Raw genomic sequence first — 12,512 nt, 5'->3', positions numbered from 1 at the left:
TTATGTCGAAATATCGACAGTAATAACCATAAATCGTCAAGTTTGAACGGAAAAATTCCCATAAAACATTTGCAACAATCATTGAAGGTCTAATTTTATTAATTTTATACTAATACGGTCTGTTTCTTGTATCAATACATTCGAAAGGAGGCATTATAATATTTTTCCGCTAGCCATAAGGAATGTGAAATTATGTGGAAAACCATCATCATTTTAATAGCAGTTTTGTTTTTAACTATACCCTCTGTCATTACTCAGGCTGAAGAGCCTAATCAAGGAAACGAGGTAAGTTTGAGAGCAAATAGGAATGAGGCAAAGTCGGGGCTAAAAGGGAACACTGGACCTAATAATAACTTAATAATCTCAGACGGAGTTAGCGCAGGCTTTATCTTCGGGCTGGATTCAAACCGTCCAGAGAATAAGCATGGTCTAGTTCCTGAAAACAAAGGATACGGACTGGGATTGGGATTTAGCTTTAATTTCTAACTATTCAACCTCACCATTTAGCCATCAATATTGGGATTATGCCAGAGTAAAAGCAATTAACTAATTACACGGTTAATGTACGTGCATATTGCCCACAATACATCTGAAGCCCAGACCTTTAATCTCTTTTTATAGCCAAAAAACCATCATTTGAAACGCACTCCAGTCATTTACTCCGAAAGCACTTCCGTATATAATGAACCAGTTTAGTGTGCATTTGTGCTTCTTTAACATCACAAAGACATTGTATTTACTACATTAAGATAATAAAAATAGATCATAATAATTTTCTGCAAGATCAAATGAAAGGTAATCACATGGATAAAAAAATCATAATTTTAATAACAATTCTGCTTATACCAATAGTGGCAACTCAAGCTTATGCTAATGACATAAATCTCGGAGATGCTTTAGTTGTTAAAGAAAATTCAGACAAAAAAAAGCAGACAATGAAAAGTGATATTGATAAACAATTTGCACCGCACGACGACCTAACAATCTCCGATGGAGCGAGTGCGGGCCTTATTTCAGGACCTGCCCAGAATAGCATGACAAGCAATAGCAGAATTTCCCCTGAAGGAAAAAAGGATGAAACTAGAGTGGGTGTAGGACTAAGTCTTAGTTTTTAAAAAGATTAGCCTTATTCACAACTCGCCAGAAAACGGATTCCGCGGACGCGTTGCGCTCTCCTCCGTATGACTGCCCATTTGTCAGTATTACAAAATAGTAACCCTTGAACTTACACGCCATTGCTGTGTATATCCCTGCATAATTTCCATTATGACCGATTGCACCGTACTTATTCATCATGCCAAATCCGTATAATACCCCGGCATAACTGGTAGAGATAAACTGCATCTGTTCCGCCAGTAGCTCCTTGCTTATTCCATAACCATCCAGATATGCTCGTAACCATTTCATAACATCCGTAGCAGTCGAAACACCGTTAGCGGACCCCCATGCCCATGAGGGATTAATTCTCTGGCTAAGGTTACTAATCGTGCCTGTTGAGGGATCATAATCATACCCTTTGGCATATGGTTTCGCGAGTTTAGAGCTGGTAGATGGAAAAGACGTGTTGTTAAGCCCCAACGGCTTCAGAATACGGTGGTAAATTTGATTTTCAATTTTGTCATTTGTAAGTTTCTCTACAATCATTCCAAGCACAACATAATTGGAATTATTATACTCAAAGTGTGCTCCCGGCCTAGGGTCGTGTTCAATATAGCAGCCGGCGTCAGTCGCAGATATGTTTTCGAGATCATCATCTCTACCACTTGTTGAGCAAAATGCTATCAGCTCTGGTGGCGACCACACATACCAAGGCTGCGCGCGAAATTTCTTTAAAAACCCTTCATCAAATGAAAAATTAGTCAGCCCACTCCTCATTTGCAAAAGATGCCCAATAGTAATTTTAGTGTCGTTAATAACAAGCCCTGGCAATATTTCACGAACCGTCATATCGAGATTTATGCCCCCCTCTTGCACGAGCATCAACACAACAGAGGCGACAAAAGTTTTTGTTATACTCCCAATTCGAAACTTTAAATTGGATGTCATAGGATATTTTTTAGTAATTGCCGGATTTGAGTTGATATCTCTAACTCCAGCAACAAAAGAGGTCTCCTTCCCATTTGGAGAATGTATAAGCATTACTGCACCAGGTATGTTTAAACCCTTAACAGCTTCTTTAAATATTAATTGAAGCTCATCCTGATCATTCACATCAGATTCGACATAAGAAATCATTACAAATGTGTTAACAAGAACAATTAATATAATTAATACTGATATTTTCATAACATACACTTCTTTCGACTGTTTCAATATTACGTAAATACTAACATAACTCTATTTTTTATAGAAACACTTAATTTAAAAAAGTGTAATAATTTTATGCTTTTTCAATATAATTTCGACTAATTATCAAAAACTCAACAAAAAAAGGGTGCTCACCAATTGGTGAACACCCTTTAAATATTCAATAATAAATCTAAAACTAATGGGTAGGAGCCTGATATTCATCTTTAATAAGGTTCAGAGCAATAGGAGTTATATCGTCCTTACCTCTGAATAATTCTTCTGCTGTCAGACTATCAAGCGCGTGACTGAGTACTTCGTCCATATTTTCCACTGGAATAATTTCAAGGTCCTTAAGAATTTCGTTTGGAACATCCTTAAGATCTTTTTCATTCTCAGACGGAATCAAAACTGTTTTAGACAGTCCTCTATGGGCCGCGAGCAACTTCTCTCTAAGTCCACCAATTGGAAATACTCTGCCGCGCAGGGTAATTTCACCTGTCATGGCAAGGTCGTGCCTTACGGGGACATTCAAGAATGCAGAAGCCATCGCCGTACAAAGCGTAATACCCGCAGAAGGTCCATCTTTAGGAGTAGCTCCTTCAGGAACATGCACGTGAATATCAATCTTCTCATGGAAGTTTGGTTTCAAACCAAACAAATCCGAACGGGAGCGGATATATGAAAGAGCAGCCTGCGCTGATTCCTGCATAACATCACCTAGCTTACCAGTAATGACAACCTTGCCCTTACCTGGCATCAGAACAACCTCAACCATCAGCATTTCACCGCCAACCTGCGTATATGCAAGTCCTGTTGCAACACCAATAAGAGATTTTTCTTCGCTTGCTCCGTGACGGAACTTGTGAACACCAAGTATGCTTGCAAGATTCGTTTTAGTAACGTGCAGACTCTTGGTCTTATCGTTAGCTTCAACAATTTTCATTGCAGTCTTTCTGCAAACCTTAGCAAGTTCACGTTCAAGGTTACGAACTCCAGCTTCTCTTGTATAGGTCTGAACAATTTCAACCATTGCATTGTCAGAAATGGCTACGTTGTCAGTACTAAGGCCATGCTCTTTAATCTGCTTAGGCAGCAGAAAGCTTTTGGCTATCTGAGTTTTTTCGGTTTCAAGATAACCGGGCAGACGAATAATCTCCATTCTATCCTGCAAAGGAATAGGAATAGAATTAAGGTCATTAGCGGTTGTTATAAAAAACACCTTTGAAAGATCATAATCTAAATCAAGATAGTGATCATTAAAAGTATTGTTCTGTTCAGGATCGAGAACTTCAAGCAAAGCTGAAGAAGGATCGCCCCTGAAATCTGTGCTCATCTTATCAACTTCATCAAAACAGATAACTGGATTACTGAAATCACAACGTCTGAGTGAATGAATTATTTTACCGGGAAGCGCGCCGACATAAGTACGACGGTGACCTCTGATCTCAGCTTCATCACGGACTCCGCCAAGAGATAGACGAACAAACTCACGATCCATAGCTCTGGCAATAGAACGTGCTATTGAAGTCTTACCAACTCCGGGAGGGCCTACTAAACAAAGGATAGGACCTTTTATAGTTTCAACTAAAGACTGAACCGCCATATATTCAAGGATACGCTCTTTTGGCTTTTCAAGTCCAAAATGGTCTTCATCCATGATTTTGCGGGCTTGAGCAATATTTAGATCAACTGATTTATATACATTCCAAGGAAGATCCAGCACCCAGTCTACATAGTTGCGCACAACTGTGTATTCTGCGGATGAAGGAGCCATCTGGCGAAGTTTTTTAATTTCTTTAAGGACACGATCGCGAGATTCATCACTCATCTGCTTAGCTTCAAGCTGCTTTTCGAGATCATGAGCTTCCGCCTGCGGATCATCCTCACGTCCCATTTCCTTATTAATAGCTTTAAGCTGTTCGTTTAAATAGTACTCACGCTGGTTCTTTTCCATCTGCCCTTTCACGCGGTTTTTAACGCGCTTCTCAATGGACACAATTTCAATTTCACCGAGCAAGAGTTCGTAAACAGCTTCAAGCCTCTTTAAAGGATCGACAATTTCAAGAATTACCTGTTTCTTAGCAAACTCAACCTTGAGATGAGGCATTATAGAATCAGCAAGTTTACCTGCTGTGCGAATTGTAGAAATAGCGAGAACTGTTTCAGGCGCAACTTTTTTGTTCACCTTTCCAAAACTCTCAAGCGCACCATGGACAGAACGAACCAAAGCTTCCGTAACATTAACGTCTGCAGAAAGGTCTTCAATCCGTTTAAGGTTAACCATGGGATAAACGTCTTCAAAAGTCTTGCCATCAGCAGCAGAATCCCACTGAGCACGATACAGACCTTCGAAAAGGACCTTGATTGTGCCGTCTGGCAATCTCAACATCTGGAGAATTTTGCTGACAGTTCCAACGGCATAGAGATCTTCAGGTTCAGGCTTTTCCTTTTCTGGAAATTCCTGTGTCACTAAAAATATCTTTTTATCATGCTCTGCAATAGCTTCTTCAATGGCTTTGATGGACGACTCACGTCCAACAAATAGAGGAATAATTGAACGCGGAAACATTACAACTTCCCGCAAAGCCATCATTGGAAGAAGAATATTTTCAGCGGATTCGCTGCCACCTTCTGTTAATGTTGACGACATATATCCTCCTGCTTTTTATCTAAGTACTAATTTCAATTTAAAATATAACCCTTCAAGAACATGAAATAATACTCGCAACTGTTTTGTCAAACCAGAACACGTAATAATATCGAAATATGAGAAAAAAAATAAAGGAGTGAAAAAAATAAATATGGAAATATTCCAGGCAGGCGACAAAAAAAAACGCCTCCAGCTTTATCGGCTGAAGGCGTTTATAAGTTTATGCACTTTTAACTTCATTATGGAAAAACAGTAACGGTTCAATTCCTGTTTCAACCACACTTTTATTAATCACACATTCTTTCACCCCTGTGAGCGAAGGAAGCTTGTACATGATCTCGAGCATGATAGACTCAAGGACGTTTCGCAGTCCGCGAGCACCGGTCTTTCTCTTCACAGCCAGAGCTGCAATGCTGTTCATAGCATTCTCTGTGAAAGTCAGACGGACACCATCAAGGTCGAACATCTTCTTGTACTGTTTAACAAGAGCGTTCTTTGGTTCCTGAAGAATCCGAACAAGATCGTTTTCAGTTAATTCTGAAAGTGCTGTCTGAACCGGAATACGGCCCACAAATTCAGGAATTAAACCAAACTTAACGAGATCGGCCGGTTCTGATTTTTTGAACAACTCACTGATGCCAGTTTCTTTCTTAGCTTCAACCTTAGCTCCGAAACCGATACCTGATCCGGCCAATCTCTGCTGAACGATTGAATCAAGTCCGATAAACGCACCGCCAAGAATAAACAAGATATTCGAAGTATCAAGTCTTATAAATTCCTGCTGAGGATGCTTACGTCCACCTTTAGGAGGAATGTTCGCTTCGGTTCCCTCAATAATCTTGAGCAGAGCTTGCTGAACGCCTTCACCGGATACATCACGAGTGATGGATGGACCATCTCCCTTACGGGAAATTTTGTCGATTTCATCAATGTAGATAATTCCGCGGGAAGCAGATTCAATATCGTAGTCAGCATTCTGTAGAAGCTGAACAAGGATATTTTCCACATCTTCACCAACATAACCAGCTTCGGTGAGAGTTGTAGCATCAGCAATAGCGAAAGGTACTTTCAGAACTCTTGCGAGAGTCTGAGCAAGCAATGTCTTACCTGAGCCGGTAGGCCCGATAAGAAGAATGTTGCTCTTATCAATCTCGACATCGTCAGCACCTGATTTTGTATAAAATACACGCTTGTAATGATTATGAACAGCAACTGCCAGAATCTTTTTAGCGTGAGTCTGTCCAATTACGTATTCATCAAGCAAATCCTTGATTTCCTGCGGGGACAGCAGATTTCCTGCATCAAACTCCTCACTTACCGCCTCCTGCGCCATGATGTCATTACAAAGCTGGACACATTCGTCGCAGATGTAAACATCAGGACCGGCGATTAATCTCTGAACCTCGTCCTGAGACTTGGAACAGAAGGAGCAATTAAGGTCCTGTCCTGGACCTTTTTTTTCATTACTCATCAGGAACTAACCTTCCTTGGATTCAAGTTTTGAACGCGAAGTAAGAACCTTATCAATAAGGCCGTATTCAATAGCTTCTTGAGCAGACATGAAAAAGTCACGGTCTGTGTCTTTCTGAATTTCTTCAACAGACTTACCTGTATTTTCAGCCATAATAGCATTCAGAGAAGCTTTAAGTCTTATAATTTCATTAGCCTGAATTTCGATATCGGTAGCCTGCCCCTGTGCACCGCCGAGAGGCTGGTGGATAAGGATTCTGCTGTTAGGCAGTGAATAGCGGCTTCCTTTTTCTCCGGCACACAATAGGAAAGCGCCCATGCTGGCAGCTTGGCCCATGCAAAGAGTCGCTACAGGAGCGGAAATGTACTGCATAGTATCAAAAATGGCTAAACCAGCAGTAACCGATCCTCCGGGAGAATTGATGTACATGTAAATTTCTTTTTCTGGATCTTCAGACTCCAAAAACAACAACTGTGCACAAATTACGCTTGCAACGTGATCATCAATAGCGCTTCCAAGCACGATGATTCTGTCTTTGAGCAGGCGTGAGTAAATATCATAAGCGCGTTCAGAGCGCCCAGTAGTTTCAATAACAATAGGGATTGTTCCAGACATCTATAATCTCCCGAGAGAAGAATTGTGATATAATAAGGAGGGGCAAAGCACCGTTAATACTTAACTTAACCACCTACCATGAGAGCCTTTTTTACGAAATATATTCTAATCATTTGAAAGCTCAAGTACAAGTATAAATCTTAATAAAAGATTTTATACAACATTTACTTGATTAGTTAACGACATATACGATTATAAACAACCCTTTTCCCGGAAAAGCAAAAAGGCGGCACGGTTAATAAAACTGTGCCGCCATTTTAAATCTAACGAAATGAGCTAAAGTGACTAGTCAGTTTTAACTTCTGGATCAATTTCAGTAACATTTGCGTTGTCGTAAATGAACTCAGCAGCTTTATCAGCAACGAGTCTATCTTTAAGAGGAACAAGAAGATTGTTTTCTTCGTAGTAAGACTTAACGGAACTGAAGTCCTGCTTAGTCTGCTGAGCGATCTGGTGAAGAGCGCCTTCAACTTCCTGAGGATCAACTGTGAGTTCTTCACGGTTTGCAACAGTAAGAAGGAATATTTCAGTACGAACGCTTTCTTCAGCAAGAACAGTCTGCTCTGCGCGAAGTTCTTCCATGCTCTTACCAATTGACTCAAAGCTGCGGCCTGAGTGCTCAGCACGAGTAATAACATCAGCTACCATACGATCAATGCGATCGTTAAGAAGGGATGGAGGAAGTGGGAAATCAAGGTCTTTTACAATCCCACCAACCAACGTAGTTAGAGCTGAGCTCTTACAAAGCTGCTTGCGGTTAGCCATGTAAGACTGCTTTACGATTTCACGCATTTTTTCAACAGACTCAAATCCACCGACCTGCTTAACGATATCGTCAGTCAGTTCAGGCATTTTGCGTTCTTTAATAGCGTGAACAGTAACTTTCATTGTTGCAACTTTTCCGGAAAGTTCAGCATTAATGAAGTCTTCTGGGAAAGTGATATCAACAGCTCCGGATTCGCCGGATTTGAGAGTCTTTACGTAGTCTTCAAATTCCTGCAGGGAGTGACCTTCACCGATTGGCAGGTCAAAGTTGTCAGCCTGAACACCAGGAATTGGTTCGCCGTCCATCTCAGCTGAGAAAGTAACACAAGCAAGTTCGCCATCTTTAGCAGGACGATCATCTTCGATCGGTGCAATTTTAGCCATGCTCTGAAGAAGTCTTGTTTCGACATCTTTAAGCTCAGCTTCGCCTACTTCAGCGCGTTCTTCTTCAACGTCAAGACCGAGGTAAACAGGAGTATCGAATTCAGGAACGATTTCGAAAGAAATAGTGTATGTGAAGTCTTCACCGCGAACGAGTTCCAAAGCGTCAACGTCAATCTTAGAAACAGGAACAATTGACTCGCCGTTAAGAATTTCATTGATCTGGTAATTAACGAGATCAGTGGTTGCTTCGGTGATAATCTGTTTTTTGTATTTAGACTGAACAACAGAGGAAGGCACCTTGCCCTTTCTGAATCCCTTAATAGGAGTCTGAACCTTGTATAAAGCAATAGTAGCGTCGAGTGCTGCTCCAACTTCTTCCGCAGGAACAGTAACCTTAACAGTTCTTTCTACCGTAGAAACTTCTTCAATATTAAAATCCATCTGATGTATCCTCCTAAATATATTCGCCGAGCTTGAACCAAGACGGCGGTAGTGTACTTTAAATATGCTATAAAAAAAAGGGTACGTGAACCCTTTCACAAGTACAGCAAAAGAACTCGGATTATTTAGGCAGTTTCCACACAAAGTCAAGCCCTGTGAAGGAATCCTTTACGATTTATGCTAATTTTATTAATATTTACGTCTAAAAACAAATAAACGGGAAACCATGTAAGATTTCCCGTTCGAAGAAGAACCAGCATCAACAACTTTTAAACAACAACTTTTTTAAGAGTATCCATCTTACTTTTCATTCTGTTTATAAGTGCAGCCTGCCCTTTATGTTCAGGATTTAAATTACTCACCGCCTTATTATATGCATCGACGGCCTCGTCTATCTTTCCACTCATCTGATATACAACTGACAAATTATTATACATTGTAGCACGGTGAATTTTCTTAGAATTACAACCAGCAAGACTGATCGCCCGCAAAATATTGCTTTCGGCTTTATCAAATTTACCATCATTACAAGCAACCATTCCTTCACGATTCAATCTCCAAGCACTACTGAAACCACACATACTCGACTCCTCAAAAATATAAGATATTACCAATCACTTTTGTCACTTATTTAACTTTGCCTTCGTTAAATTTAATTTATTGAAAATGATTATCAATGTCAATAGGTATTATTTATTAAACTCACTTTTCTTCATATCTAAAATGCTAATCATCATAATTATGAAGTATTATTTATTTTTTATTTAATTTATATTTGTCCATTTAATATTTTTTTTACATAATGATAAGAATAACCAAACAAAGGAGACAAAATGTTGAACAAAATATCTTTAGGTGGTCTGCTTCTAGCTTTTTTTATCATCTCCAGCCCTGCTTTTGCTCAAGATCAATCATTTAAAATTGTAGATACAGGCCAAAAAGCGTGTTTTGATAATACTAATTTAATGGATTGCCCAGATTCCGGACAAGCCTTTTTCGGGCAGGATGCTCAATACAAAGGTAACCAACCCATCTACCGCGACAATGGCGACGGAACTATAACCGACCTTGTCACGGGATTAATGTGGGTTAAAGCTCGCGGCTCTAAAGTCACATGGAACTCTGCTTTGGATGGAGCTAAAGACTGTAAAATAGGCGGACACTCAGATTGGCGAACTCCTACTATTAAAGAACTGTACTCTTTAATCGATTTTAACGGCTGGCTGCTTAACGCAAAAGGACCCAAGCCATTTATTAATACAAAGTTTTTTGATTTTAAATATGGGGATACTAACGCAGGCGAGCGCGACATAGATTGTCAGGACTGGTCAGCGACAAAATATGTAAGCAAAACAATGAACGGCAACCCTACTGTCTTCGGAGTCAATTTCGCTGACGGTCGTATTAAGGGGTATGCCATAACAAAACCTCGCAATAGGCAGAAGAACACGCTCTATATTCGTTATGTGCGCGGTAACACAAAATATGGTCAGAATAAATTTGTGGATAACGGAGATAAAACCGTAACAGATCAGGCCACTACCCTAATCTGGCAAAAAGATGACAGCGGTAAAACCTTAAACTGGGAAGACTCCTTAAGCTACTGTGAAAATCTTACCTTCGCAGGTCGCACAGACTGGCGCCTGCCAAATGCAAAAGAACTGCAATCAATAGTAGATTACTCGCGAAGCCCTGCCACAACGAGTTCTGCAGCCATTGACCCGATTTTTAACGTATCCGACAAAGAATCCTACTACTGGACATCTACAACTCATCTTGACGGCCCCCGTCCTAAGAATGCCGTATATGTCACTTTCGGCCGGGCTAAAGGATACATGAAATCTCCACGCACAGGTCAAGGGCAATGGCTGGACGTTCATGGCGCAGGAGCACAGCGCAGCGATCCAAAATCAGGTGACCCTTCCAAATTTCCAAACGGGCACGGCCCTCAAGGTGACGACATACGCATCTTCAACTATGTGCGCTGTGTGTCAGGCGGAGTAGCCATTCCAGACAGCCCACCTACCCCGACAGGTTTCAGATCCTCAAAAAACAAAAGATCTTCAAACTCCATGCAGCGCCAAGGCGGGATGAATGGAAAGGGTAATGGGAAAATGAATGGACAAAGCCAAGGAAAAGGCAACGGCAGAAGCATAAGACAAGGACCACCAGCTGAAGCTTTAAATGCATGTGGTGGTAAATCTCAGGGAGATAACTGCTCTTTCACCACTCCGCGGGGAACCATGAACGGGAATTGCCTTCAAATAGGACAGGATAATCAAATGGCATGCGTGCCGGAAGGCCATGGTAAAAGACAACAGTAAAAACATCGATAATCAATCATTTGTCTGAACTATAAAGACTAGCAATAAAGGCCGCATCTATAATAGATGTGGCCTTTATTGCTATTAAGAGCCACCTAGGATGTGTTGACTATAAAAGGATCTATTCTATGAAAATAAATAAAATAGCTAAGCATTCAATAAACATATTAATTAGCTATTTAATAAAAAACTAAATAGCTAATTAATTACAATAACAACTATTCATTATTATTTAAAAACATACTGTTTATTGCTTTTATAACATGTTATACATGTAGCCATGTTTTATATTTTTAATAACGTTTAAATATAAAGGAGCCTGCTATGAGTTTAAAGGTTAACACTTACAACGACATTAGAAACCAAATGAAACCTGGTGATGTCATTGCTTTTGGAGGGAAAGATCCTTTTTCTGAAATCATAAAAATGGCAACAAGAGCTGACGTTTCACACCTAGCGGTTATTCATCATAATTATGAAAAAGCAGAAGGTGGAGGCTACATAAATGAAATTATTGAATCAACTGTCGCCATTGACTCTAATGGAGTATCAATCTCACAACTGAGTAAGGTTCTTAATGGATACAATGGCAATGTTTGGTGGCTGCCAATCCGTAAAGATCTAAGAAGAGCTCCTGAAGATCTTACTGTTTTTTATGACTTCTTGAAAAATATAGCCGATGGCCACGTCAAATATGATTTAATTCAAGCCGTTAAATCAGCATTTGACCTTTTTGACGGAATTGATCCTATCATACTGGGACCGACGTACAATAAGGAAGACTATGGCAAATTTTTCTGTTCCGAACTTGTGGCTGCAGCGTTAGAAAAGGCTGGAGTTGTGCCTGAAGTTAATGCGTCAGAAGTCACACCTATCGATCTATGCAGGTGGAATATATACGAAGAAGATTACTACCAGCTGCTGAGTAGCGGCCATCCTACTAAGATTAAGAATTACAACAAATTAGATCCAAAGCTATGGAATGTGTAATTGATACTTTCCATATAAAAAAAATAGACCCTTCGAAAATAGGGTCTATTTTATACGATTCATTGATCGTAAGCACACTTATGCCAAAACGTTAGCCATCTCTATGAAATATAGCCTACAGACGAAATTATCTAGGCTTCCTAATCTCAAAATTAATCATCACCATCAAAGTCACCGCCATCGTAATCCGAGTCATTTCCCATATCCTGCATATTCATAAGATTAGCCATTCCGACAGCAGTAATGTCTGTATTATTCCTAAGCTTCACGCCGAGACTAGCTTTTCTATACATATCTCGTGACACCCATAAAAGTAATAATCCACATCCGCCAAGCAGCAATGCGAGAAAAAGCATCGCGAGGGGGTCATCAGCACTTATATCAGGCGCCGCAAAAGCTTCTATTGCAATGCCGATTGCCGGCAAAAGAAAAGCAAGACCGAGAATTGCGACGATGAAACATCTAATTTTAGTGCCAAAACTGACTGAAAAATTTTCTGCCATAGCTACCCTCACTTGTAAGTGTTTGATAAAATCTGATAATTATCAACAACCATTTTCACGAGGCTTAGAGTTTAACATAA

General features: G+C 40.1%; 11 protein-coding genes. 4 read left to right on the top strand and 7 right to left on the bottom strand.

Annotation, left to right across the window (positions count from 1 at the left end):
• The first annotated feature begins 192 nt into the window (after nucleotides 1-192).
• Together BR06_RS0116935 and BR06_RS0116930 are read left to right on the top strand one after the other, a co-directional pair.
• Nucleotides 193-486 carry a hypothetical protein gene (locus tag BR06_RS0116935; protein WP_031485201.1) on the top strand — a complete coding sequence of 98 codons (294 nt, stop codon included), beginning with the start codon at nucleotides 193-195 and terminating at the stop codon, nucleotides 484-486.
• Nucleotides 487-803: 317 nt separating this feature from the next.
• Complete coding sequence (locus tag BR06_RS0116930; protein ID WP_031485199.1) at nucleotides 804-1,115, top strand: hypothetical protein; 312 nt, start codon at nucleotides 804-806, stop codon at nucleotides 1,113-1,115.
• Here BR06_RS0116930 and BR06_RS0116925 read toward each other — a convergent pair.
• The 6 genes from BR06_RS0116925 to BR06_RS0116900 all read right to left on the bottom strand — a co-directional run bounded on the left by BR06_RS0116925 (nucleotide 1,105) and on the right by BR06_RS0116900 (nucleotide 9,196).
• Entirely contained in the window at nucleotides 1,105-2,286 is a 1,182-nt protein-coding gene (locus BR06_RS0116925; RefSeq protein ID WP_031485197.1) for a serine hydrolase domain-containing protein, read from the bottom strand. The genes BR06_RS0116930 and BR06_RS0116925 overlap by 11 nt on opposite strands.
• Nucleotides 2,287-2,485: 199 nt before the next feature.
• Nucleotides 2,486-4,939, bottom strand: a complete 2,454-nt coding sequence (lon, locus tag BR06_RS0116920) for an endopeptidase La (protein ID WP_031485195.1) — start codon at nucleotides 4,937-4,939, stop codon at nucleotides 2,486-2,488.
• Nucleotides 4,940-5,159: 220 nt separating this feature from the next.
• Nucleotides 5,160-6,410, bottom strand: coding sequence for an ATP-dependent Clp protease ATP-binding subunit ClpX (gene clpX / locus BR06_RS0116915; RefSeq protein WP_031485193.1), 1,251 nt, complete (start codon nucleotides 6,408-6,410; stop codon nucleotides 5,160-5,162).
• Between the two features lie 6 nt (nucleotides 6,411-6,416).
• On the bottom strand, nucleotides 6,417-7,025 hold the full coding sequence (gene clpP, locus BR06_RS0116910) for an ATP-dependent Clp endopeptidase proteolytic subunit ClpP (protein WP_031485191.1): 609 nt from the start codon (nucleotides 7,023-7,025) through the stop codon (nucleotides 6,417-6,419).
• Nucleotides 7,026-7,310: 285 nt separating this feature from the next.
• The gene (tig, locus tag BR06_RS0116905) at nucleotides 7,311-8,615 is read right to left on the bottom strand and encodes a trigger factor (RefSeq protein ID WP_031485189.1); all 1,305 of its coding nucleotides are present in this window, start codon (nucleotides 8,613-8,615) and stop codon (nucleotides 7,311-7,313) included.
• A 269-nt stretch (nucleotides 8,616-8,884) separates the two neighbouring features.
• Nucleotides 8,885-9,196 carry a tetratricopeptide repeat protein gene (locus tag BR06_RS0116900; RefSeq protein WP_031485188.1) on the bottom strand — a complete coding sequence of 104 codons (312 nt, stop codon included), beginning with the start codon at nucleotides 9,194-9,196 and terminating at the stop codon, nucleotides 8,885-8,887.
• 252 nt (nucleotides 9,197-9,448) lie between these two features.
• On the opposite strand from BR06_RS0116900, the gene BR06_RS0116895 reads away from it, so the two are divergent.
• Complete coding sequence (locus BR06_RS0116895; RefSeq protein ID WP_031485186.1) at nucleotides 9,449-10,939, top strand: Lcl C-terminal domain-containing protein; 1,491 nt, start codon at nucleotides 9,449-9,451, stop codon at nucleotides 10,937-10,939.
• Between the two features lie 324 nt (nucleotides 10,940-11,263).
• Nucleotides 11,264-11,929: a hypothetical protein gene (locus tag BR06_RS0116890; RefSeq protein WP_031485184.1), complete on the top strand. Its 666-nt coding sequence runs from the start codon at nucleotides 11,264-11,266 to the stop codon at nucleotides 11,927-11,929.
• 152 nt (nucleotides 11,930-12,081) lie between these two features.
• Here BR06_RS0116890 and BR06_RS0116885 read toward each other — a convergent pair whose 3' ends face one another.
• A complete protein-coding gene (locus tag BR06_RS0116885; protein WP_031485182.1) occupies nucleotides 12,082-12,432 on the bottom strand; it encodes a hypothetical protein in 351 nt (116 codons plus the stop codon).
• Nucleotides 12,433-12,512 lie beyond the last annotated feature (80 nt).

Source organism: Maridesulfovibrio frigidus DSM 17176, from assembly GCF_000711735.1.
Classification (GTDB): Bacteria; Desulfobacterota; Desulfovibrionia; order Desulfovibrionales; family Desulfovibrionaceae; genus Maridesulfovibrio; species Maridesulfovibrio frigidus.
The sequence above is the reverse complement of the archived record's forward strand: the minus strand, read 5'-3'. Positions and strand labels throughout refer to the sequence as shown.